We start from the raw sequence: 23,528 nt of genomic DNA on the forward strand, positions 1-23,528 counted from the left end.
ATTGCAGATAAATGGCACAGGTAAGTTTGGGAAATTACCTTAGTTGGCATGACTGCTCGGTTTGAATTGGTGAAAATAGGGTGAACTTAAGGTGGACACATTTTAAATTCCCCAGAGTTTTAGCGGGTTCCGAGGACTTTTTTGTGGGTCTGCAACACCCTGATTCACCGGTTCAAATCCGGTCTGCGCCTTTTAAATAAGTACATTTTATAGAAGCTGAAGGAAATATTCCCTTCAGCTTTTTTTAGAACTTGTTTAGGAATCATTAAGCGGAAACTGAGAAAATTTAGGAGAAAGCAAAAACGCCGGGCGGATGCACCGGCAGAAAGATTGGGGAAAACTATGAAAGAGAGACAAAGGCTGACAAATATTTTGATTATTGAAGATGACGAGGATATCCGCGAGGGAGTGAGGATCCTGCTGGAGGGAGAACAATACCAGGTACAGGAGGCGGAAAACGGGAGAAAGGGTCTGCAGCTGCTTACAAAAGATACAGATCTTGTAATTCTCGACATTATGATGCCGGGCATGTCAGGATTTAAAACCTGCGAGGAAATCCGGAAGATATCCTATGTACCGGTCCTGTTCCTGACAGCCAAATCTCAGGAGTCCGACAAGCTTCTGGGGCTGATGGCCGGGGGAGACGATTATCTGGCAAAACCCTTTTCTTATGCAGAACTGCTGGGGAGAGTCAAAGCTCTTCTCAGGCGTTACCAGTTTTATAAAGGCAAGGAAGAGCCTAAAAAGATGGAGCAGGATTCCTTTATAGACCTGGCGGGCATCCGGATCAACGAATCTTTTAATGAGGTGTATGTAAGAGGCGAGGCGGTTGAACTGTCAGAGCTGGAGTATCAGATCCTGCTGCTCTTGATGCGCCATCCGCGGAAAATATTTTCAGCGCAGAATCTTTATGAAAGCGTGTGGAATGAGCCCTATTTTTATAACTGCAGCAGTACGGTCATGGTACATATCCGGAGACTGCGGGTAAAGATTGAGGAGGATGCGCAGAATCCCAGACATATTGTGACAGTATGGGGGAAAGGATATCGGTTTGGAACATATGAGGAATAAACAGACATCGATCTATATGAGGCTGACCAGGCTGCTCTTGATGGCGGCATGCATTTCCGCTGTCTTTTTTGCCCTGCTGGATCTGGTGGAAGGACATGTGATCAGCCTTTATCTCAGGAATTCGGACTATATCGGACAAAAGAGACAGGAGCAGCTGGAAAGCCTTCAGGATTATATCACAGACCATAAGCTTTACAGTGAAAACATATATGAACTCCGGGGCTGGCTGAAAACCCAGCCGGCGGTAGCGCTGCAGATTTTTATGGATGGAGAGCTGATCTATGATTCCTATTTCCAGGAGGCGGACGGCAGCTGGGAAGTGGGCAGTGATGAGAATTTCCGGTCGGAGCATCTTAGCACGGTGGAGCTGGGAGATGGTGAAGCGGCAGTATTTTTAAGGGGCTTTTATGTCTATCATTTTTATACCTATGCCTTTATCGTGGAAATCATCCTGTCATCTGGCGTGTTCGTGCTGATCGTGCTTGCGGGGATCCAGAAGACGATCCGCTATATCCGCAGGCTGCAGTCAGAGATTGAGATCCTGGAAGGCGGAGACCTGGACTATTCTATTACCGTCAGCGGAAGAGACGAGCTGGCCTCGCTGGCGGCAGGACTGGATGCCATGAGAGTTTCCCTGAAAGAACAGATGGAGGAAGATGCAAAGCTGACGGCGGCATACCGAAAACTGGTAACAGAAGTTTCTCATGATCTGAGGACACCGTTGACCTCGCTGATGATCTATACCGAAATCCTGCGGCAGGGAGATATGGAAGACAAAGAGCAGCTGGAAAATTATATTGACAAGATCCACAGAAAAGCGCATCAGATCAAAATACTTTCGGATCATATTTTTGAATATTCTCTGGTCAGCGGTCGGGAAGAGATTGAGCTGGAGGAGGCGGAGGATATGGGGCTGATCTTTTACGACAGCCTGTCTGAGATGGCGGCCTACTTAGAGCAACAGGGATATGGTGTGACCCGCAGGCTTCAATGGAATGGCTGCAGGATACGGATCAACCAGGAATATATCAGCAGGATTCTGGACAATATTACATCAAACATTCTTAAATATGCAAGACAGGACGCCCCGGTCCAGATTGGAACAGTAAAGGCCGAGGAGGAAGAAGCTGCCGGAATCTATTTTGAGAACCGGATTGAAAAGGATGTGGATGACAGAGAAAGCACAAAGATCGGGATCCAGAGCGTGGAGAAGATGATGCAGAAGATGGGCGGCTACTGCCAGGTGGAAAAAGAGGAGGAGCTGTTTAAGATCACGCTGTGGTTTCCGGCGGTCAGGGAAGAGTAGGGCGGCTTGGAATCTTCCTGTCTGAAAATAAAAAGGGAAAGGAACAAAAGCGTCCTTTCCCTGAATGTCTGTGTTTTATATGTATTATCTTCCGCGCAGTCTGGCGAAAAAGCCCTTCTTCTTCTGAGGGGTATCCAATGGACCGCGGATACCTTTGACTGCGGTGATATAGATGCCGCTGACGGTTGCCTTGACTTCCTTTTTCACTGGAATCAGTGGGAAAACCTCTGCATCACACATCAGAGTCATGATCTTCGGGCCTACCTTAGCCTTCACTACCGGCACCTTGGAGCGGCGCAGGTATTTTGGAGTGCTTTCCAGTACAATGGGAGGGAAATCGGCGTCTTTCAGACGCATCTTGCCCTTGTCGATGATCAGCATGGACATGGTCTGGGCCATGGCATCGATCTGCTCCTGCTGTTCTGCCTGCTTCTTTTCAGCTCTTTTACCCAAGAAATATAAAACGATACATGCAACGATTAATATTACCAATATCACAAGTAATACGATGGTTAACGTACTCACGACAGACCTCCTGTTCATTCAAAATTTCACGCCATTTATTGTATCATTGTTTCCGGACAAGTGCAAGAGATTTGCGATTATAGGGTTACTTTTCTTAAAAGTACAGCTATAATATATAAGGTAATCATTAAATAAAATTTAGCTGGGAGAGCAGAATGTCAGATAATATTTTAGAAATTTTCGCAACTTCATATATGTGGCTGCTGGAGCACATGTTTCTGATCAATGTTGTGTTCTCTTTCCTGATTATATTTTTTCAGAGGAAAAATCCAACCACAGTCTGGGCGTGGCTGCTGCTTTTGTATTTCATTCCGATTCTGGGGTTTCTCCTGTACATGATCCTGGGACAGAATTTCAGGAAGGAACGCATGTTCAAAATGAAAGAGATTGAAGGAGAGATCAAATATGCGGTCCGGCGGCAGGAGGAATCGATCTACCGAAAAAAACTAAGGCTTAGGGATCCGGAACTGGAACGGTTTAAGAGCCTGATCCTTTATAACCTGAATGAGGGAGAGGCCGTGCTGACGGATAATAACGATATCCGTATCTACACGGACGGAAGGGAAAAATTTAATGCGCTTCTAAATGAAATGGATCATGCAAGAAATTATATCCATATCCAGTATTATATTATCCGGAGTGATGAACTCTGGAAGGAGATTGAAGAGGTTCTCCTTAGAAAAGCAAGACAGGGCGTGGAGATCAGGATCCTGTTTGACAGCATGGGCTGCCGCGGACGCAAAGGAATGCACAAGGCAGACTGGGACAGACTCCGGAAAGCAGGAATCCAGGTGGCGGAATTTTTCCCGGCGGTGCTTGGCAAGCTGCAGCTTAGAGTGAACTACCGGAATCACCGGAAGATTGCGGTGATCGACGGACGGATCGGATTTGTAGGAGGTTTTAATGTGGGAAGGGAATATCTGGGAAAGGACCGGAAGTTTGGCTACTGGAGAGACACGCATATCTGCATCGAAGGTTCGGCGGTCACGTCCCTGGCAGTGCGTTTTGTGCTGGACTGGAACTATGCGGCCAGAGAAAATATTTTTCTGGAGGACCGGCTGTTTGAGATACCAACCTACGTAAGGAACGGGAGAGACCCGGTGCAGATCATCTCCAGCGGCCCGGACTCAAAAAGCCAGACCATCCGTAATAACTATCTGCGGCTGATCCACATGGCAAGAAAGAGTATTTATATTCAGACGCCTTATTTCATCCCGGACGATGATATAAAAAATGCATTGATCATAGCGGTAAAATCCGGGATCGACGTGCGGATCATGGTGCCCTGTAAGCCGGATCACCCATTTGTGTACTGGGCGACCTATTCATATCTGGGAGAGATGATCGAGGCGGGAGCCAGATGCTATACCTACGACAATGGATTTCTCCATACAAAATGCCTGTGTGTAGACGGGCTGGTCAGCTGTATCGGCACGGCCAATATGGATATCCGGAGTTTTGCGCTGAACTTTGAGGTTAATGCGGTAATTTACAGTGCCAGGACAACGGAGCGGCTGATGGAGGCCTTTGAAAACGATATTCCCAAGAGCACATTGGTAACACGCAAAAAGTATAAGCAGAGAAGCCTTATGATCCGGACCAAGGAGCAGTTCTGCCGACTGCTTTCGCCGGTGCTTTAACGGCTGCTGGCGGGATTCTTTTATGAAATATCTCTAAAAATACTAGGAAACCGGGACAAGATGTGCTATAACATAAGAGTGTATTTTTGATGATTTACGAGGTGTAAGATGAAAAAGAAATTAGTAATCATGTTGACAGGAGTTTTTGCGGCGTCTATGCTGCTGGCGGGATGCGAGGCAAGCAAGGGGCTGGAGACGGATGACCTGAAGATCACCCAGTATAAAGGCGTGGAAGTGGATGAAGTGGAGAAGCCGGATGAAGTTACGGATGAAGACGTGGATGCATCGATCCAGGCTACCCTGCAGACAAATGCGACGACTACTGAGGTGACCGACCGTCCGGTTCAGGAGGGCGATACGGCGACAATTGATTTTACCGGAAAGATTGACGGTGCAGAATTTGAAGGCGGTTCCAGCACGGATTATCCGTTGGTGATCGGTTCAGGATCTTTTATTGAAGGGTTTGAAGACAGCATTGTCGGTCACAATATCGGGGATACCTTTGACTGGAATGGAAAATTTCCGGATGACTACAGTAATGCGGACTATGCAGGAAAAGATGTGACCTTTACGATTACCGTGAAGGGAATCGGAGTAGAGGAAGTGCCGGAGCTGACAGATGATTTTGTGCAGACCGTTTCTGAAGAATCAAAGACTGTGGATGAGTATAAGGAAGAAGTAAAGAAGCAGCTGGAAGATGAAGCTGAGACTACTTATAACGATACACTTCGCCAGGAAGTATGGCAGACAGTGCTGGACAATACAGAGGTGAAAAACTATCCGGAGGATGAAGTGACAGAGATGTCGGATTCTCTGAAGTCTCAGTATGAGAGTGCGGCAGAGTATTACGGAACGCCGGTGGAGGATTTCATCGAGACACAGATGGGTATGACCATGGATGAGTTTGAGGAGCAGGTAGACACGGCTGTCCGCAGCAGTATCAAAGAGACTATGATAACGGATGCGATTGCAAAGGAAGAGAAGATCAGCCCAAGTGATGACGAGTATAACAAGCAGTTCGAAGAAATGGCTGAATCCTACGGATACGAGGATGTGGATGCGCTGAAAGAAGCGGCAGAGGAAGATGATCTGAAAGAAATCGCGCTGAACAATCTGGTAAAAGACTGGCTGGTGGAAAACTGTATCCAGGTAGCCGGAGAATAAAAAAATAAAAACAAGACGGCATGGCTGTAAAGAGCTGTGCCGTTTTTTGGGTATACCCGGCGGGTGGCCGCTGTGTTTGCGGTGCGCATACTTGTGCCCCGGCGGCGTGACTGTATATTAAAATAGAAAGAATGAAATGGAAAATAGTACTTGACTCTCCTCTTAGGGGAGGCACTATACTGAACACAGATTCGGATCAGGAAAGGGATAGCATATGTTTTCAATCGGAGAATTTTCCAAGACCTGCCAGGTCAGCGTCAAGACCCTGCATTACTATGATAAGATCGGGCTTTTAAAGCCGGTAAAGGTAGATGCGCTTACAGGATACCGTTATTACAGTCAGCCGCAGATGGAAGAAATGCTTCTGATCCAGCGGCTGAAGCGGTATGGATTTTCCCTGGAGGAGATCCGGGGGATGCTGGCCTGCGGGGAAAAGAGGGAGCTCTTTTCAAAACTGCTGCAGCAGAAAGAAAAATTATTGCAACAGAAGCAGGAGACGGAACAGGTTTTAAGAGAGCTGTCCGCTCATCTGCTGGACTTTGAAAGGACAGGTGATATTATGGGATATCAGAAGGGCTATGAAATCCAGGTGGTCGAGGCGCCTGAGCGCAATGTGATCGCGTCGCGCCAGAATATGAGCGTAGATGAATTCGGAAAATATTATGAGAAACTTTATCAGAGGGTACCGGAAGAAAAGGTGACGCCAAATGGTATGGTAGGGGCAGTCTATTATGACAAAGAGTTCAACCGCGAGTGCAGTGATATCGAGCTGGTGGTAGGGATCCGTGAGAGGGAAAAGGCAGACAGGACCATCGAGAAGGGGCTGTGTGCCAGAACTCTGCACCGCGGCGCTTATTCCACGCTTTCAGAGGCCTATGCGGCGCTGGTGACCTGGATCGGGGAAAACGGATACCGGTGCAGCGGGGCACCGTATGAATTTTATCTGCGGACACAGTTTGACGGGCTCTCGCCGGAAGACTGGGAAACAGAAATATTTTTCCCAATTGAGAAAAAATAGTTCATTGGGGACGGGGGATTTTGAAAAATCCCCCGTCCCCAATGACGTTTGGGTCTTCTCAAATCCGGTCAATGGAAGTAGAATGAAAAGGGATTTAGAGGAGGAAAATGTCATGAGACCCGTGATTGAGATTGAAAATCTAACAAAATATTATGGAAAGCACAGAGGGATCGAACACCTGAATCTGGTTGTGGATGAGGGCGAGTTCTTTGGATTTATCGGGCCGAACGGAGCGGGAAAGAGTACGACGATCCGCACGATACTGGGGCTTTTGAGACCGCGGGAAGGTAGTGTGAGGATCCTTGGCAGGGAGCTGGGAGCCGGAGGCGGCTGCAAAAGCGGAGCGGGACGCGAAAAGATCCGGAAAGGACTGTTAAGAGAGATCGGATACATGCCCTCGGAAGCTTTTTTCTACAGCTGGATGAAGGTGGAGGATGTGCTGAAGTTTTCAGCATCCTTTTATGATAGAGACTGTAGTGAAGAATGTGGACGGCTTTGCGAACGCCTGAAGCTGGATACCCGGAAGAAGGTGGATGAGCTGTCGCTGGGCAACCGGAAAAAGGTCAGTATCGTGTGCGCGCTGCAGCACGGGGCGAAGCTTTATGTGCTGGATGAGCCGACCAGCGGTCTGGATCCTTTGATGCAGCGGGAATTTTTTGAGATCCTGAAGGAGAGAAACGAGTCAGGAGCATCGGTATTCCTTTCCTCTCATGTGCTCGGCGAGGTGGAACGGTACTGCCACCGGGCGGCGATCATTCGGGAGGGCTCTATTATTGCAGTGGATAGTGTGGACAAGATCCGCCGTTCCTCGGCAAGAAAGGTGACTGTCAGAGGCGTCAGTGAACTTCCAGGGATTTTCATGGAGAAGGCAGAGATTTTGGATGACGGCGTGCGCTTCTTTTACCGGGGCGAAATGGAAAAGCTGATCGGGGCTTTGCAGGGGCTTCCGATCCGGGATCTGACTATTACAGAGCCGGATCTGGAGGAAGTATTTCTTCATTTTTATGAGGGGGAATCAAGATGAATATTTTAAAAAATGAAATGCGTCAGGGACTGAAAGGACTGCTGCTGTGGGGACTGATTATCGGCGGGACCATTGTGCTTTGCGTGGCGCTGTTTCCGGATCTGAAAAAAGAGTTTGGAGATATGGTGGATGCGATGGCGGACATGGGCGGATTCGGAGCGGCGTTTGGCATGAATCAGCTGAATTACGGGGAGATAACCGGATTTTACGGGATATATGCGGGAAGTATGCTGGGGATCGGCGGCATTTTCTTTGCGGCTGTCCTTGGCACGGGAATCCTGGCAAAGGAAGAAAAAGAACATACGGCAGAGTTCCTGCTGACGCATCCGGTTACCCGGACGTCGGCGTTTTTTCAAAAGCTAACTGCTATGCTGGTACAGATTCTGCTGATGAACGGGATCGTAATTTTGTTGTCCCTGCTTTCCTTTCGGATTATTGGGGAAACTCCGGAGTGGAAAGGTGTGTGGCTTTTTCACCTTGCACAGCTGCTGATGCAGACAGAGATTGCCTGTATCTGTATGGGTATTTCGGCGTTTCTGAGAAAGGGTAGTGTGAGTATCGGGATCGGTGTGGCGGCGCTTTTATATTTTCTGGGGCTGTTTGGAAATATTACGGAAGAGGCGGAAAAGGTGAAATATATTACACCCTATGCTTATGCAGATGCGGCGGATATCCTGCCGGACGCGGCTTTAGACGGGACGTTGATCCTGATTGGGATGGGGTATGCGTTTCTGGGGCTGACGATCGGATATGTGAAGTACCAGAGGAAGGATATGTATTAGGGAAGGTTGTACAAGGGAATGTTAGAACGTTTAAATACTGTGATTGAAAAGCATATGGCGTTTGTGACGCCGGCCTGCCTCGTCCTGGGCGTGGCTTTTCCTGAGATTGCGGGGAAAGGAGTGCCGCTGGTGCCGGTAATGTTTGCGGTTATGACATTTATCGGAGCACTGAAATCCAGTTTTCGGGATATTGCAGAAGTGTTTCGAAGGCCCTTCCCACTGCTTCTGTCCATGCTGATCCTTCATGTGGTTATGCCGGCGCTGGCCTGCGGCCTGGGGCATCTGCTGTTTGCGGACCAGGTGGATCTGATCACAGGAATGGTGCTGGAGTTTGCCGTGCCAACGGCTGTGGTGGGGGTGATGTGGGTTTCAATATACAAAGGAAATCAGCCGATGATTCTCTCACTGGTGGTCATTGATACGGTGCTGGCGCCCTTTGTGATCCCGGTTACGCTCCATGTTCTGATCGGGGCCAGAGTGAAAATGAATACAATGGAAATGATGCAGGAGCTTGTCTTTATGATTGCGCTTCCTGCGGTGCTGGCGATGTGTCTTAATCAGATCAGCCGTGGAAGGGTAAAGGAAACCTGGCCTCCGAAGCTGGCGTTTTTTTCTAAAATCTGTCTGGTGTTTGTAGTAGTATCAAACTCGTCAAAGGTGGCGCCCTACATACGCCATCTGACGTCAAGGCGTGTTGCGGTGGCTTTTTGTATCCTTTTGCTTGCAGGAACAGGATACCTGCTTGGATGGACTGTGGCTCATATACTGCGCATGGGACGCGGAAATGCGGTGGCGGTGATGTATGGTGCGGGCATGAGAAATATCAGCGCCGGCGCGGTGATCGCATCCGCATATTTTCCGGGCGAGGTGTTGTTCCCGGTGATGATCGGAACACTGTTTCAGCAGGTGCTGGCGGCATCCTTTGGCACCTGGATTTCACGGAAAAAAGAGGAAGGGGAAAAGAAGGTATGAAGATCATTATCTCACCGGCTAAAAAGATGAATATAGATACAGATTCCCTGGCACCGGAGACGAGCCCGGTGTTTTTGGACGAGACAAAAATTCTGCTTGAGTGGTTGAGGACATTATCCTATGAGGAATTGAAAAAGCTCTGGAATTGTAATGACCGTATTGCCTCACAGAATGATAAAAGGGTGCGGCATATGGATCTGGAAAAGGGGCTTACGCCGGCAATCCTTTCATATGAAGGAATCCAGTATCAGTATATGGCTCCGGCGGTATTTGAGGAAAAGGCCATGGTGTATATCCAGGAGCATCTGCGGATCCTGTCAGGGTTCTACGGGGTGCTGAAGCCGCTGGATGGTGTGACACCGTACCGTCTGGAGATGCAGGCAAAGGTAAAAGCAGAGGATAAAAGAGATCTCTATGCGTTCTGGGGCGACAAGTTATACCGGGAAGTGCGGGGAGACGATCATGTGATCGTGAATCTGGCGTCCAAAGAGTATTCCCGGTGCGTGGAGGCGTATCTTCAGCCGGAGGACCGGTACGTTACCTGCGTATTTGGCGAGCTTGCCGGAGGCAGGGTCAAACAGAAGGGGACACTGGCGAAGATGGCCAGAGGAGAGATGGTACGGTTTATGGCAGAGAAGAATATACAGGATCCGGAAGGTATGAGGGAGTTTGACCGGCTGGGATACCGTTTCAGTGAAGCCTGCTCCCGGGAGGATGAGTATGTATTTCTCAAGACTTTTTAACAGGACGCAAGAGACAGAATATATGAGAGAGGGAAGGTGGAAGGAATGAGCCGGGTAAAATGTATCGCACTGGATCTGGACGGGACAACGCTAAACAGCAGCGGGGAGCTGAGCATAAGAATGGAAGCGGCTCTTTTGAAGGCGGCCTCCCAGGGGATAGAGATCATCGTGGCAAGCGGAAGGTCTCTTGCTTCCCTTCCGGTATGTATCCGAAGGATTCCTGGAATCCGGTATGCCGTGACATCTAACGGGGCGGCGGTTTACGATTTGTTGTCCGGGGAACTCTTAAGGGCGTATCGGATGACTGCGGAATCTGTAGAGGCGGTCCTGGCGGTGATGGAGAGAGCGTTGGTGAATGGGAAGCGGACACCCGGGGAGAGCACGCCGCTGGCGTATGAGACTTTTATCGAAGGAGTGCCCTATGCTCAGGCCTCCTATGTGGCGGATCCGGTAAGGTACGGCGCGGCGGAGAGGGCCATTTCCTATATTCAGCGGACCAGACGGCCGGTGGAGGACATACGGGCGTTTATCCGAAAGCATAAGGAGAGGCTGGACTGCATCGACGTGGTAATCCCAGAAGGAGAAGAAAAGCAGCGGCTGTGGAAACTGCTGAAAAAAGAGGTGGAGGATATCTATATCACTTCGTCGGTGCCGCAGCTGCTGGAAATAGCATATAAGGAAGCCGGAAAAGCACCGGCAGTGCAGTTTCTGCTGGAGCGGCTGGGGATCAGCCGCTGCGAGCTGGCAGCCTTTGGGGATGGAGACAATGACCGCGCACTTCTGGAATATGCCGGACTTGGGATTGCAGTAGAAAATGCCTGCAAAAGCTGCCTTGTGGCAGCAGACAGGGTGACGGCATCCAATGACAAGGATGGAGTTGCGATAGAAATAGAGAAGTTTCTTGAGGGCTAAAGGGGACAGGGGCTTTGACGAAAAGGGACACGGAGAACGACGAAAGGGGACGTACACTTTTGCAAAAAGTGTACGTCCCCTTTCGTTACCGCTTACAGTTTTTCGCCTGTCAGCATTTCGTATCCCTGCAGGTATTTGTCAATTGTTTTCTGCACAATGTCCTCCGGCAGTGTCCAGTCGTTGTCCGGGTTGGCTTTCAGCCAGTCGCGGGCGAACTGCTTGTCAAAGGACGGCTGAGAGTGTCCTGGCTCATATCCGTCTGCCGGCCAGAAGCGTGAGCTGTCCGGTGTCAGCATCTCGTCGCCCAGCACGATGTTTCCGTCTTTGTCCAGACCGAACTCGAACTTGGTGTCTGCAATGATAATACCGCGGCTAAGTGCGTAGTCTGCGCATTTTTTGTAGAGAGCCAGTGTGTAGTCTCTAAGCTTTGCAGCGTATTCTTCTCCTTTTCCCGGGAAATATTTTTCCAGGTGAGCGATACTCTGCTCGTAGGAAATATTTTCGTCATGGTCTCCGATCTCGGCTTTGGTAGAAGGAGTGTAGATCGGCTCCGGCAGCTTGTCGGATTCTTTTAAGCCCTCCGGCAGCTTGATGCCGCAGACAGTGCCGTCTTTCTGGTAGCTGGCCCAGCCGCTTCCGGTAATGTAGCCCCGGACGATACATTCGATGGGCAGCATCTCGAGCTTCTGGCACATCATGCTGTTGCCGTCAAATTTTGGCTGCTGGAAGAACTCCGGCATATCCTTCACGTCGGTGGAGATCATGTGATTCGGAAGAATGTCTTCGGTCATGTTGAACCAGAATTTTGACATCTGGGTCAGAACGGTGCCCTTTTTGGTAACGTCATTTTTTAAGATTACGTCAAAGCAGCTGATACGGTCGGTTGCAACCATGATCAGACTGTCGCCATTGTCATAGATTTCGCGTACTTTTCCTTCTTTGATTGGTTTCATTGCGTATACCTCTCTTCATTTTCATGGATTAAAAAGCTCTATATAATAGGAAAACAAATTTTGTAAAAAAAAGCAATAGTTTTTTTGAATTTTAAACGGAATCATCTGCAAAAAATACGCAGGATATGAACGAAATCTTTTTCGTTCATATCCTGCGGGAGTATTTTTGCTTATAATGTGTCACCGCGGCGGATATAGCCCGGTTTTTCAGGATCTGCGGTCAGATCTTTGGCATGGATCACTTTGGCGTGTTTGTCCACCACATGGTTTTCGATATGTACATCTTCACTGATGATGGCAGCCGGAAGGATGACACTGTTTTTGATCACGGCACCCTTTTTGATCACACAGCCACGTCCGATAATGGAATTCTCAATGGTTCCCTCGATAAGACAGCCGTTAGACACAACAGAATTTTTCACATCTGCAGTATCAAAATACTGTGTCGGACAGGAATCGTTGGTCCGGGTATAAATGGGCCATTCATCATCAAAAAGATTCTGAGCGGTCTTAAAGTCGATCAGAGAGATATTTGCGTCATAGTAACTCTTGAAATCAGTAATGGAAGCAAAATATCCTCTGTGTGAAACTCCGCGGATATCCAGCTCATCGCAGGAGGCATTGACGATATCCGCCAGTGTGTACATGGAAGAGGTCTTCTTTGCTTTATGAACCAGCTCGATGAACAGCTCTTTTTTCATGATATAGGTATCCATAAAAATGTTGCGGTTCTTAGCATTTCCATGGTTCTGGTCGATAGAGAGAAGTCCCTTCTGCCGGTTCAGATTCAAGGTAAAGCAGTTCAGGAAATATTCCTTGGCAGTATCCACGGAATGATATAAAAGTGTAATATCTGCTCCGGAGTCAATGTGATTCTGCAAAAGTTCGCTGTAATTTGCCGTATAGATCATATAGCTGGGGGCGATGATCACATAGGGATAATGCTCCTTTTCGATATATTCCATGTTTTCCATGTAAGCGGCGATATCATTATTATAAATGGTAAAGCCGGTTCCCAGTTCTGCGTAAAGGATCTGGAGACGTCCTCTTTTGGAGTTGATGTTGTAATGACGTCCGGTTCCCAGATGAGCGGTCAGAGACTGTGGTTTTCTGCGGATGTAGACCTGCATGTGGTCGATGCCGCTGTTGCTCATATTTGAAATCTGAAAGTCGATGACACGGTAACGTCCCAGGAAGGAAAAAGCACCAACCGGACGGTATGCCTGCATACCCTCCACCTGGATATGGTTTCCGGCAAAATTAATGATCCCAAATGCTCTTGCCATATTATTCTACCCCCTTTACACGTTTGGATACCAGTTCGATATGCTCGCTGTCCGCACTGCCGACCACGGCCTTTTTGCCGATCTTTACGTTGTCAGCTACCAGAGCTCTGGTTACCACGGCGCCTTCTTCAACTACGACACCGGGCATGAGGACGCTGTCAATGATCTTTGCGCCGGCGCCGACTTTAGCGCCTGTAAATAAGACGGAGTTGCGAACCTCGCCCTCAATGATACAGCCCTGGGTGATAAAAGCCTGATTGATCTGGGCGTCCGGACCTATGTACTGCGGAAGGGAGGTGACGTCTTCTGTATAGATTTTCCAGGTCGGGTCGTGCAGATCCAGCTCGTTATTCTTATCCAGAAGGTCCATATTTGCTTCCCAGAGAGAATCGATAGTTCCCACATCTTTCCAGTAGCCTTTGAATTTGTAGGCATACAGCTTGTTGCCGTTATTCAGCATCTGAGGAATGATATCCTTGCCGAAATCATGGTTGGAATCCGGATCCTTCATATCTGCAACCAGAAGTTTCCGAAGAGTCTTCCAATTAAATATGTAGATACCCATAGAAGCAAGATTGCTCTTAGGGTGTTCGGGTTTCTCCTCAAACTCTACGATCTGGCCGGTCTCATTGGTGTTCATGATACCGAACCGGCTTGCCTCCCGGATGGGTACCTCGATGACGGCGATGGTTGCTTCGGCATTCTGAGCCTTATGCTCGGCCAGCATCTTGGCATAATTCATCTTGTAGATATGGTCGCCGGAAAGGACCAGAAGGTAATCGGGACCGTAATTGTCAATAAAGTCAATGTTCTGGGAAATAGCATCTGCGGTTCCGCGGTAAACATCCAGATTGGAATCTGCTTTTTCACGGGGCGGCAGAACAAAAACACCGCTGTCCTTCGCGTCCAGTCCCCAACGTCTTCCGATGGCTACATAGCTGTTCAGAAGGATGGATTCATACTGTGTGAGTACGCCGACAACATCGATACCGCTGTTGGCGCAGTTACTTAAGGGGAAATCGATAATCTTGTATCTTCCCCCATATGAGACAGCTGGCTTTGCAACTTTATTGGTAAGTTCGTGAAGTCGGGAACCCCGGCCGCCGGCCAATATCATCGCTAACATATTGTTCTGTTTCATGATGAGTCCTCTCTTTCCTTATTAATATTACAATATGTTTCTATTATACAATTTTCGGGCTCTTTTTTCCACTTTTTTAGTTAAATTTACAGAAAAATTATGAAAAAAAGCAGATTGTTACGCAGAGAAATGTTTGCTATGATAAATTACAGTAAGAAACGAGGAAAATGGAGGCCTGTTTTTATGGATTTTACACATTTTGACGAAAAGGGAAGGGCACTGATGGTGGATGTGACAGAAAAAAATGAGACGGAGAGGTGTGCGGTTGCAACAGGAAGGATTCTTGTCAGCCGCAGAGTCTATGAGGCGATCGAGGAAGGAACCATCGGAAAGGGAGATGTTCTGAGCGTGGCGGCGACTGCGGGAGTGATGGGGGCAAAACGCACCTCTGAACTGATCCCCATGTGCCATATCCTGCCTCTTTCCGGCTGCCGGATACAGTTTGAAATGGATCCGGAGGCATGTGCGGTCCACTGTTATTGCACAGTGAAGATTACGGGAAAAACCGGGGTGGAAATGGAAGCTCTGACCGGAGTCAGCGTGGCTCTGCTTACGATTTATGACATGTGTAAGGCATTGGATAAGACCATGGAGATCGGGGAAATATATCTTTGCCGTAAGACGGGAGGAAAGAGTGGGGAGATCGTAAATGACCGCACTGCCCTGCGGAATAATAAGGATCTTAAGAATCTGAATCTTTGGTAAAGGAGCTGCGGAAAATGGAGCAGATGTTTCATATATTACAGAGGCTGGCAAAGGATCACAAGGATACGGTTCTCGTGACCGTGATTGAAAGCAGGGGATCGGCGCCCAGGAGGGCCGGAGCACGGATGATTGTGACCAGAGGCGGGCGAAACGCCGGGACTATCGGCGGCGGGGCGCTGGAACACAGTGCGGTCCAGCGTGCAATGCAGGTACTGGAAGAGAGAAAGTCGGGGTTTGGCGAATATCATCTCAGTCTGGAAAAGGCGGCCGAGCTTGGCATGGTCTGCGGCGGCAGCGTGAGGGTGCACTATCACTATCTGCCGTGGGAAGATGCGAAGTCCTCTGCTGTAGAAGAGGAGGCTGGGAAAAGACTGGAATCAGGAAAAGAAATATGGCTGGTCCGGGATCTTCTGGCGGATCAGGGCGGAATGCTAAGGGTATGCGAAAGAACAGAGCTGCCAGAGGAGATTGGGAATGTGTGCGGAAGGAAGCTGATCCTTCAGGAGACAGAAGGGCATTTGTACTGTTTTGAGAGGGTCGGCCGGCCGGGAACTGTTTACATTTTCGGAGGCGGACATGTATCCCAGGCACTGGTGCCCGTGCTTTCAGCGGTAGATTTCCGGTGTGTGGTACTGGAAGACCGGGAGGAATTCTTAAGCCGGGAGCTGTTCCCGGAGGCATGGGATGTGCGGAAGATCCGGTATGACAGGATTTTGGAAGAAATGGATATCCGGGAAGAGGATTTTGTCTGCGTTATGACCAGGGGACATAAAGATGATCTGCAGGTGCAGGCCCAGGTGCTGAAGACAAAGGCCTCCTATATTGGCGTGATCGGAAGCCGGAGAAAAGCGGCGGCTGTTGCGAAAAGGCTGGAGGAGGAATATCAGATCCCGCCGGAGGAGATTGCAAGAGTGCATACACCTATCGGGCTTTCCATCGGGGCGGAGACGCCGGAGGAGATTGCCATTAGTATTGCCGCGGAGCTGATCCGGCACCGGGCGGACGCTGAATAGGAAAGAAATAGAAACTAAGGCTTGCTTTTACGCCGGTTGTATGATACACTGTATGGGCGAATGGAAGTAGGTCTTTTTTTTATGCCTAAAATCAGGCTGCCTCGCAAGCAGCCAGGTAACACGTAAATGTAAAAAAACGTAAAGCGAGGTGGAAGTTGTGCGTACAAGAATCACATTGGAGTGTACAGAGTGCAAGCAGCGTAACTACAACATGACGAAGGATAAGAAAGCACATCCGGAGCGCATGGAGACGAAGAAGTACTGTAAGTTCTGCAAATCACACACACTGCACAAAGAAACGAAATAGTCGCCGCAAAGGAGTGGATGTCATGAGCGAAAAAACGCAGAAGACGAGCTGGTTCAAAGGTCTTAGCAAAGAATTTAAGAAAATCATTTGGCCAGACAAAATGACAATTGCTAAACAGACGGCGGCGGTTGTTTCGGTATCTGTTGTACTGGGGATTATCATTGCGATCGTAGATTTCGCTGCCCGGTACGGAATAGATCTATTAGTAAAATAGAACTGATCAACAGCCAGGCGGGAAAGGTGAGAATATGTCAGAGGCAAAATGGTACGTAGTTCATACCTATTCCGGGTATGAAAACAAAGTAAAGGCCAACATCGATAAGACAATTGAAAACCGCCATCTGGAAGAGCAGATCCTGGAGGTTCAGGTTCCGATGCAGGAAGTCGTTGAGATGAAGAATGGTGTTCAGAAGGCATCTCAGAAAAAGATGTTCCCAGGATATGTACTGATCCATATGATCATGAATGACGACACATGGTATGTAGTGCGCAATACCAGAGGTGTGACAGGCTTTGTCGGCCCGGGATCCAAACCGGTTCCGCTGACAGATGCTGAGATGGCATCGCTTGGAATCAGACGGGAAAATATTGTCGTAGACTTTGAAGTGGGCGACACGATCAAAGTCGTGTCAGGCGCCTGGGCGGATACGATCGGCGCAATCCAGTCGATCAATATGCAGAAGCAGAGCCTGACCATCAATGTTGAGCTGTTCGGCCGGGAGACTCCGGTTGAAATAGGGTTCGCAGAAGTTGTAAAGATGTAGGAAAACGTGGGAGGGGCGTGAGTGCTCCGAGAGTACCACAAGGAGGTAATGAAAATGGCAAAAAAAGTAGAAGGTTATATTAAATTACAGATTCCTGCCGGAAAAGCAACTCCGGCACCACCGGTTGGACCTGCACTTGGTCAGCACGGTGTAAACATCGTTGAATTTACAAAGCAGTTCAACGCAAAGACAGCAGATCAGGGAGATCTGATCATTCCGGTTGTCATCACTGTTTATAATGACAGAAGTTTCAGCTTTATCACAAAGACTCCTCCGGCAGCAGTCCTGATCAAGAAAGCATGTAAGATCAAATCTGGTTCTGGCGTGCCGAACAAGACAAAAGTTGCTACGATCACCAAAGCACAGCTGCAGGAGATCGCAGAGACAAAGATGCCTGACCTGAATGCGGCAAGCCTGGAAGCAGCTATGAGCATGGTTGCAGGAACCTGCCGTTCCATGGGTGTAAAAGTAGAGGAGTAGTTAACAAGTGGGAGGGTTATCCCGACATTACCACAAGGAGGTTATTGAAATGAAAAGAGGAAAGAAATACGTTGAAGCTGCGAAAGCGATCGACAGAGGAACGCTCTACGATGTAGCAGATGCAGTATCACTTGTAAAGAAGACCGCAGTAGCAAAATTTGATGAGACGATCGAGGCTCATATCAGAACCGGATGTGACGGACGTCACGCTGATCAGCAGATCCGTGGAGCAGTTGTACTGCCGCACGGTACTGGTAAGAAGGTTCGTATCCTTGTATTTGCAAAGGATGCAAAAGCTGAGGAAGCAAAGGCAGCCGGAGCAGACTATGTAGGCGGAGATGAGCTGATCCCGAAGATCCAGAACGAAAACTGGTTCGAGTTCGACGTAGTAGTAGCTACCCCGGACATGATGGGAGTCGTTGGACGTCTCGGACGTGTACTTGGACCTAAGGGCCTGATGCCGAATCCGAAAGCCGGAACGGTAACCATGGACGTAACAAAAGCGATCCAGGATATCAAGGCTGGTAAGATCGAGTACAGACTTGACAAAACAAACATTATCCATGTGCCAGTAGGTAAAGCATCCTTTACCGAAGAACAACTTACGGACAACTTCCAGACGCTGATCGATGCGATCAATAAAGCAAGACCGGCTGCAGTAAAGGGCCAGTTCTTGAAGAGTGTGGTATTGACTTCTACCATGGGACCAAGTGTGAAGATCAATCCAATGAAATTAGTTTAAGCGATATCATAATTATATGATATAATAAAGGAGTATTGGGCTTCGGCCTGATACTCCTTTTGGTGTAAATGGGGATTTACACCTTTGGAAAAGAGAGAGAAGAGGAGGTTCGTGCATATGAAGAGGTGCGGAAACTGCGGGGCGATGATGGACGATGACAGCCTTTTCTGTCCGGAGTGCGGTATGAAGCAGGAAGAACAGCCGCCGTATGGGCAGGAACAGCCCCCATATGGACAGGAGGACTGGAAGCCGTATAAGAAAAAAGGCGGCGGTGTAGTGGTAGTCTGTGTGTTTCTTCTGATCAGTCTTTTGATTGTGGGCGGGATTGGATTTGGGATCTACCGGCTGATCCATCCGGCAAGAGAAATCGTGGCAGAGTATGACTATGACTCCGGGGAGGATAGCAGTTCATCAGAGCCGGCATACACGGAGGAAGAAGAAGAGACTGAAGACGCCGGGGAAACCCGGGATTACAGTGGCTCGGAGGATGAGTGGTCAGATGATACGGATGACGGAGATGATCTGACAAGAGGAAGTGTCAATGCCAAGGCAGCATCTGAGTATGTGATCCCGTACAGCAACCAGCGGCTGCTGGGTGACTCGGATGTGGCAGGGTTAAGTCTCCGGGAAATTAACTATGCGAAGAATGAAATCTATGCAAGGCATGGAAGAAAATTTGATTCCCAGGAGCTGCAGAATTATTTCAACAGTAAGAGCTGGTATTATGGCACGATCGAGCCGGAGAATTTTGACGTATCTTTGCTTACGGATGTGGAAAAGAAAAATGCAGAGTTTTTAAGTGATGTAGAATTTAGCATTTCTGCTAATGGATATCAGCTGGATCAATAGGGGAAGCTATGATAAAAGGGTGGTTATTTAAAAGAATGTGTCTGTGCCTGTGCCTTTTCCTGCTGACGGGAGGTCTGCTGGCCGGATGCAGAGGCAGAGAGGAAGAGCCGGAAAAGAAGGCAGAGAAGGCAGAGGAGCAGGCGGAGCCGATAGAAGAAGAGCCGGCAGAAGAGCCGGAGGAGGAAAAGCCGCTGATCGCAATTGACCCGGGGCACCAGGGACCCGGTGTGGATATGAGTGCACAGGAGCCCAATGCTCCGGGATCCGAAGTGATGAAGATGAAGGCGACCTCGGGAACGTCGGGTGCGTATTCCGGAATTCCGGAATATCAGCTTTGTCTGGATATTTCTCTGATGCTTAAAGATGCGCTGGAGGCGGAAGGCTATCCGGTGCTCCTGACAAGGGAAAATAATGAGACAGCTATCAGTAACTCGGAACGGGCCGTACTGGCAAATGAAGCAGGGGCAGACATCAGTATCCGGATTCATGCGAATGGAAGCGAGGATCCGCAGGCTAATGGGGCGCTGGCGTTAATATCCTCGCAGTCTAATCCCTACACGGGCAGCTTCTACGGAGAAAGCCGCGCTCTTGCGGAAAGCATACTGGGCGCTTATTGCGGGCGGACCGGTTTTGCAAACCAGGGGATCCAGGAAAATGATACGATGACCGGCATTAACTGGAGCCAGATTCCGGTGATGATCCTGGAAATGGGCTTTATGACGAATGAACAGGATGATCTGAAAATGGCGGATCCTTCTTTCCGTCAGCAGATGGTGCAGGGGATTGTAGAAGGAATTGACCAGTATTATGCAGATAAGGCTGCGGAAGAAACCACTGCGGATGCACAGGGTCAGCCTTTGGAGGAATTGAATGTCCAGATTCAGAACAGCCTTGCAGAGCGAACCGCGTTGGGAGAAGTCTGGAGTGTGTATACGCAGGATCTTCAGAGCGGAAACTATGCGTCTGCGGGACAGGGAGCCCTGGAATCGGCCAGTGTGATCAAACTCTATACGGCAGCGACGGTTTTTGCAGATCTTGAAAATGTGACAGGACAGGAAACTTATGAGGGAGAGACAGGAGAACTTCTCGGACGGATGATTTCAGCCAGCGATAATGATGCGGCCAACGAACTGGTCCGAAGGCTTGGCGGCGGAGATACAGGCGCCGGGATGGAGAAGGTAAATGCATTTGCAAAGGCAAATGGATTTGCGGAAACTCATATGGGAAGACTGATGCTGGAGGAAAATCCGTCAGACGATAACTATACGTCGGCGGCGGACTGCGGGAAGCTGCTGGCGATGCTGAGCAGAGGAGAGCTGGCTGGTTCGGAGATGATCCTTGACTATATGAAAGCGCAGGAGCGGACAGGAAAGATCCCGGCAGGGCTTCCGGAGGGTGTAAGCTCTGCCAATAAGACCGGGGAGCTTTCGGATGTGGAAAATGACGCGGCGGTTATCTATGCCGGAGAAAAGACATATGTGCTGTGCGTGCTGTCGAATCAGGTGACAGATCCGCAGGCGGCCAGAGATAAAATTGCAGAAATCTCTGGAATCGTTTATCAGTATATGATAAGCTTATAGAAGTTGTTATAACAAAGGAGGAGAAACATCATGAAAATATGTAAACAGTGTGGAGCTGAAGTGGCAGACAATGCATCTTTTTGCGCAAAGTGTGGTGCAAAGATGGAAGCAACTGGAAATGCCGGCGGTGCCGGAAATACAGGAAATATGGGAAATGCCGGTGCGAACATGAATCAGGGACAGTATCAGCAGTATTACCAGGCGCCGGTAGATCCTTATGATCACACGGCAGAATTTGACCAGAAGGATATTTCAGATAATAAGGTGTTTGCGATGATCGCTTATCTGATCGGTACGATGGGGATTATCATTGCTCTGCTTGCCAGCCATAAGTCACCTTATGCGATGTTCCATGTAAGACAGGCGCTGAAGTTTACGGTTCTTATGACGCTGACAGGAATCGTGGCGCTGATCCTGGTGTGGACATTTATCGTACCGATTGCGGCAGGGTTGTTTATTCTTGTACTGTTTGTGTGCAGGATTATTGCGTTTTTCTCAATCTGCGGCGGCAAGGCAAAAGAGCCTTACATTATCAGAAACTTTAATTTCCTGAGATAATGAAGGGCTGAGTGGTTTGCCGGAGTTGTTGTAAGGACAATTATGACCTTGACAAATCAGAAACGATAGATTAGAATTACGATTAACTCAAGATTTTTATGGGCTGTGAAGAGGATTAGTACACAAAAAGCAGGCTCAGAGAGGAGATCAGATGGTGAGAGATCTCTGCCGGAAGCTTTGGTGGAACCGGCCTTGGAGCCCCTGCATGAAGATGCAGCGTTCTGCCAGCGTTAATGGTAAATGGAGAGAACTGTTAATTTTTGCAGTTAACTAGGGTGGTACCGCCGAACTTTTCGGTCCCTTTTGGGGAGCGCAAAGATCGGCGGTTTTATTGTGTTCAAATAATTTGTATGGATTTGACACCTGGATTTTGTGACATGCCGAAAATGGCGCTTCTGGAAAACAAATGTCTGGTGGAAGAAGGCTTTCGCCAAAGCAACAGCGGAGAGATGCTCCGCGTATCATGCGTTGAAAAGGAGAGAAGAGACATGGCAAAGGAAAAATTAGTCAAAAACATTACACCGCGTGACGAAAATTTCGCACAGTGGTACACAGATGTTGTCCGGGAGGCAAATCTGTGTGATTATTCAAGTGTAAAAGGATGTTTGAATTATCTGCCAAACGGATATGCCATTTGGGAGCTGATCCAGGCGGATCTGGACAAACGTTTTAAAGAGACGGGTGTAGAAAACGTATATCTGCCGATGCTGATTCCGGAAAATCTTCTGGAAAAGGAAGCGGAGCATGTAGAAGGATTTGCTCCGGAGGTTGCATGGGTTACCCACGGCGGAATGGAAAGACTGCAGGAGAGAATGTGTATCCGTCCTACTTCAGAGACCATGTTCTGTGATCTGTGGGCGAAGACGGTGCGTTCATACAGAGACCTGCCGAAGGTATGGAACCAGTGGAATTCCGTGCTTCGCTGGGAGAAGACTACCAGACCTTTCCTGCGTTCCAGAGAATTTCTGTGGCAGGAAGGCCATACGCTTCATGCAACTTATGAAGAGGCAGAAGAAAGAACGATCCAGATGTGGGAAGTCTATAAGGATTGCTACAGAGAGACGCTGGCAATCCCGTTTGTAGCCGGAAGAAAGGCGGAGCATGAGAAGTTTGCAGGCGCTCAGGACACATATACCATCGAAGCGCTGATGCATGACGGAAAAGCGCTGCAGTCCGCAACCAGCCATTTCTTCGGAAGTGGATTCCCGGATGCATTTGATATTAAATATGTAGATAAGAACAACCAGCTTCAGAGCGCTTATGAGACGTCCTGGGGATGGTCTACCAGAAGTATTGGTGCATTGATCATGGTACACGGTGATGATGACGGATTGGTGCTGCCGCCGCACGTAGCGCCGGTAGAGTGCCGGATCATTCCGATCGCACAGCATAAGGAAGGCGTTCTTGACAGATCCTACGCGCTTCTGGATGAACTGAAAAAAGCAGGATACAGAGTGAAGATTGATGACTCTGACAAGAGCACAGGATGGAAATTCTCCGAACAGGAAATCCTGGGAATTCCGACCCGTATCGAGATCGGACCGAAGGATCTGGAGAAAAACCAGGTAGTAGTTGTGCGCCGTGACAATCGTGAAAAAATCGTGGTGTCCCTGGACGAGATCGCAGTGAAGCTGCGTGAAATTCTGGAGCAGGAGCAGCAGGATATGTACAACAGAGCTAATGAGTTCCTTCAGAATCATATTGATACAGCAGTTACCATGGACGAAATGGTGGAAAAATTTAAGGCAAACCGGGGCTTTGTAAAAGCATGCTGGTGTGGAGATCCGGAGTGCGAGGGTGAAGTAAAATACGCTACCGGCGGTGCGGCAACCCGATGCCTGATCGAAGACGAAGAGATGATTTCCGACAAGTGTATCTGGTGTGGAAAACCTGCTAAGCATATGGTATATTGGGGAAAATCATATTAAAAACTTCCATTGGGGACGGGGGATTTTCAGAAATCCCCCGTCCCCAATGAAACTATTGATAAAAG

Annotated in this window: 25 protein-coding genes and 1 other annotated feature; of the genes, 21 read left to right on the forward strand and 4 right to left on the reverse strand. The window is 48.7% G+C overall.

Annotation, left to right across the window (positions count from 1 at the left end; translation table 11 throughout):
* Positions 1 to 342 precede the first annotated feature (342 nt).
* Both BKD12_RS08325 and BKD12_RS08330 read left to right on the forward strand, forming a co-directional pair.
* The gene (locus BKD12_RS08325; RefSeq protein WP_070088861.1) at positions 343 to 1,071 is read left to right on the forward strand and encodes a response regulator transcription factor; all 729 of its coding nucleotides are present in this window, start codon (positions 343 to 345) and stop codon (positions 1,069 to 1,071) included.
* Positions 1,061 to 2,377: a sensor histidine kinase gene (locus tag BKD12_RS08330; protein WP_070088862.1), complete on the forward strand. Its 1,317-nt coding sequence runs from the start codon at positions 1,061 to 1,063 to the stop codon at positions 2,375 to 2,377. The genes BKD12_RS08325 and BKD12_RS08330 overlap by 11 nt, the downstream gene beginning before the upstream one ends.
* A gap of 84 nt (positions 2,378 to 2,461) precedes the next feature.
* On the opposite strand, the gene BKD12_RS08335 is transcribed toward BKD12_RS08330, so the two are convergent.
* Entirely contained in the window at positions 2,462 to 2,902 is a 441-nt protein-coding gene (locus BKD12_RS08335) for a hypothetical protein (RefSeq protein ID WP_070088863.1), read from the reverse strand.
* Positions 2,903 to 3,096: 194 nt separating this feature from the next.
* Here BKD12_RS08335 and cls point away from each other — a divergent pair, with 194 nt between their 5' ends.
* From cls to BKD12_RS08375, 8 genes are all read left to right on the forward strand, one after another.
* The gene (cls, locus tag BKD12_RS08340) at positions 3,097 to 4,542 is read left to right on the forward strand and encodes a cardiolipin synthase (RefSeq protein WP_408606950.1); all 1,446 of its coding nucleotides are present in this window, start codon (positions 3,097 to 3,099) and stop codon (positions 4,540 to 4,542) included.
* Positions 4,543 to 4,650: 108 nt separating this feature from the next.
* Positions 4,651 to 5,706 (forward strand): trigger factor, encoded by a 1,056-nt coding sequence (tig, locus tag BKD12_RS08345; RefSeq protein ID WP_070088865.1) that lies wholly within the window; start codon positions 4,651 to 4,653, stop codon positions 5,704 to 5,706.
* A 214-nt stretch (positions 5,707 to 5,920) separates the two neighbouring features.
* A complete protein-coding gene (locus BKD12_RS08350) occupies positions 5,921 to 6,724 on the forward strand; it encodes a MerR family transcriptional regulator (RefSeq protein ID WP_070088866.1) in 804 nt (267 codons plus the stop codon).
* 112 nt (positions 6,725 to 6,836) lie between these two features.
* Positions 6,837 to 7,748: an ABC transporter ATP-binding protein gene (locus tag BKD12_RS08355; protein ID WP_070088867.1), complete on the forward strand. Its 912-nt coding sequence runs from the start codon at positions 6,837 to 6,839 to the stop codon at positions 7,746 to 7,748.
* Positions 7,745 to 8,530 (forward strand): ABC transporter permease subunit, encoded by a 786-nt coding sequence (locus tag BKD12_RS08360; RefSeq protein ID WP_070088868.1) that lies wholly within the window; start codon positions 7,745 to 7,747, stop codon positions 8,528 to 8,530. The genes BKD12_RS08355 and BKD12_RS08360 overlap by 4 nt, the downstream gene beginning before the upstream one ends.
* Positions 8,531 to 8,548: 18 nt before the next feature.
* Entirely contained in the window at positions 8,549 to 9,502 is a 954-nt protein-coding gene (locus BKD12_RS08365; RefSeq protein ID WP_070088869.1) for a bile acid:sodium symporter family protein, read from the forward strand.
* Positions 9,499 to 10,245 (forward strand): peroxide stress protein YaaA, encoded by a 747-nt coding sequence (gene yaaA, locus BKD12_RS08370; protein WP_070088870.1) that lies wholly within the window; start codon positions 9,499 to 9,501, stop codon positions 10,243 to 10,245. Before BKD12_RS08365 ends, yaaA begins: the two co-directional genes overlap by 4 nt.
* 45 nt (positions 10,246 to 10,290) lie before the next feature.
* Complete coding sequence (locus BKD12_RS08375; protein WP_083262912.1) at positions 10,291 to 11,157, forward strand: HAD family hydrolase; 867 nt, start codon at positions 10,291 to 10,293, stop codon at positions 11,155 to 11,157.
* Between the two features lie 92 nt (positions 11,158 to 11,249).
* Here BKD12_RS08375 and BKD12_RS08380 read toward each other — a convergent pair whose 3' ends face one another.
* From BKD12_RS08380 to BKD12_RS08390, 3 genes are all read right to left on the reverse strand, one after another.
* Complete coding sequence (locus BKD12_RS08380; protein WP_070088872.1) at positions 11,250 to 12,110, reverse strand: phosphoribosylaminoimidazolesuccinocarboxamide synthase; 861 nt, start codon at positions 12,108 to 12,110, stop codon at positions 11,250 to 11,252.
* A gap of 170 nt (positions 12,111 to 12,280) precedes the next feature.
* Positions 12,281 to 13,396, reverse strand: a complete 1,116-nt coding sequence (gene glgD / locus BKD12_RS08385; protein ID WP_070088873.1) for a glucose-1-phosphate adenylyltransferase subunit GlgD — start codon at positions 13,394 to 13,396, stop codon at positions 12,281 to 12,283.
* 1 nt (position 13,397) lies between these two features.
* Positions 13,398 to 14,537, reverse strand: a complete 1,140-nt coding sequence (locus tag BKD12_RS08390) for a glucose-1-phosphate adenylyltransferase (protein ID WP_070088874.1) — start codon at positions 14,535 to 14,537, stop codon at positions 13,398 to 13,400.
* Positions 14,538 to 14,720: 183 nt separating this feature from the next.
* On the opposite strand from BKD12_RS08390, the gene moaC reads away from it, so the two are divergent.
* The 11 genes from moaC (at position 14,721) to proS (ending at position 23,463) form a co-directional block, all read left to right on the forward strand.
* A complete protein-coding gene (gene moaC, locus BKD12_RS08395) occupies positions 14,721 to 15,242 on the forward strand; it encodes a cyclic pyranopterin monophosphate synthase MoaC (protein ID WP_070088875.1) in 522 nt (173 codons plus the stop codon).
* A 23-nt stretch (positions 15,243 to 15,265) separates the two neighbouring features.
* On the forward strand, positions 15,266 to 16,255 hold the full coding sequence (locus BKD12_RS08400) for an XdhC family protein (RefSeq protein WP_176730945.1): 990 nt from the start codon (positions 15,266 to 15,268) through the stop codon (positions 16,253 to 16,255).
* A 157-nt stretch (positions 16,256 to 16,412) separates the two neighbouring features.
* Entirely contained in the window at positions 16,413 to 16,562 is a 150-nt protein-coding gene (rpmG, locus tag BKD12_RS16500) for a 50S ribosomal protein L33 (RefSeq protein ID WP_083262913.1), read from the forward strand.
* Positions 16,563 to 16,584: 22 nt separating this feature from the next.
* The gene (secE, locus tag BKD12_RS08405; RefSeq protein WP_070088877.1) at positions 16,585 to 16,776 is read left to right on the forward strand and encodes a preprotein translocase subunit SecE; all 192 of its coding nucleotides are present in this window, start codon (positions 16,585 to 16,587) and stop codon (positions 16,774 to 16,776) included.
* A gap of 34 nt (positions 16,777 to 16,810) precedes the next feature.
* Positions 16,811 to 17,326, forward strand: a complete 516-nt coding sequence (gene nusG / locus BKD12_RS08410; protein WP_070088878.1) for a transcription termination/antitermination protein NusG — start codon at positions 16,811 to 16,813, stop codon at positions 17,324 to 17,326.
* Between the two features lie 54 nt (positions 17,327 to 17,380).
* Positions 17,381 to 17,806, forward strand: a complete 426-nt coding sequence (gene rplK / locus BKD12_RS08415; RefSeq protein ID WP_070088879.1) for a 50S ribosomal protein L11 — start codon at positions 17,381 to 17,383, stop codon at positions 17,804 to 17,806.
* Between the two features lie 49 nt (positions 17,807 to 17,855).
* Positions 17,856 to 18,548, forward strand: coding sequence for a 50S ribosomal protein L1 (gene rplA, locus BKD12_RS08420; protein WP_070088880.1), 693 nt, complete (start codon positions 17,856 to 17,858; stop codon positions 18,546 to 18,548).
* Positions 18,549 to 18,665: 117 nt separating this feature from the next.
* Positions 18,666 to 19,397, forward strand: a complete 732-nt coding sequence (locus tag BKD12_RS08425; RefSeq protein WP_070088881.1) for a YARHG domain-containing protein — start codon at positions 18,666 to 18,668, stop codon at positions 19,395 to 19,397.
* Between the two features lie 8 nt (positions 19,398 to 19,405).
* The gene (locus tag BKD12_RS16930; RefSeq protein WP_176730946.1) at positions 19,406 to 20,977 is read left to right on the forward strand and encodes a serine hydrolase; all 1,572 of its coding nucleotides are present in this window, start codon (positions 19,406 to 19,408) and stop codon (positions 20,975 to 20,977) included.
* A 30-nt stretch (positions 20,978 to 21,007) separates the two neighbouring features.
* The gene (locus BKD12_RS08435; protein ID WP_070088883.1) at positions 21,008 to 21,535 is read left to right on the forward strand and encodes a magnetosome magnetite crystal formation protein family; all 528 of its coding nucleotides are present in this window, start codon (positions 21,008 to 21,010) and stop codon (positions 21,533 to 21,535) included.
* 96 nt (positions 21,536 to 21,631) lie between these two features.
* Positions 21,632 to 21,840: a binding site (T-box leader), on the forward strand.
* A 183-nt stretch (positions 21,841 to 22,023) separates the two neighbouring features.
* Positions 22,024 to 23,463: a proline--tRNA ligase gene (proS, locus tag BKD12_RS08440; protein ID WP_070088923.1), complete on the forward strand. Its 1,440-nt coding sequence runs from the start codon at positions 22,024 to 22,026 to the stop codon at positions 23,461 to 23,463.
* Positions 23,464 to 23,528: the final 65 nt, after the last annotated feature.

Origin of the sequence: Merdimonas faecis, from assembly GCF_001754075.1 — a bacterium.
Lineage (GTDB): Bacteria > Bacillota > Clostridia > Lachnospirales > Lachnospiraceae > Merdimonas > Merdimonas faecis.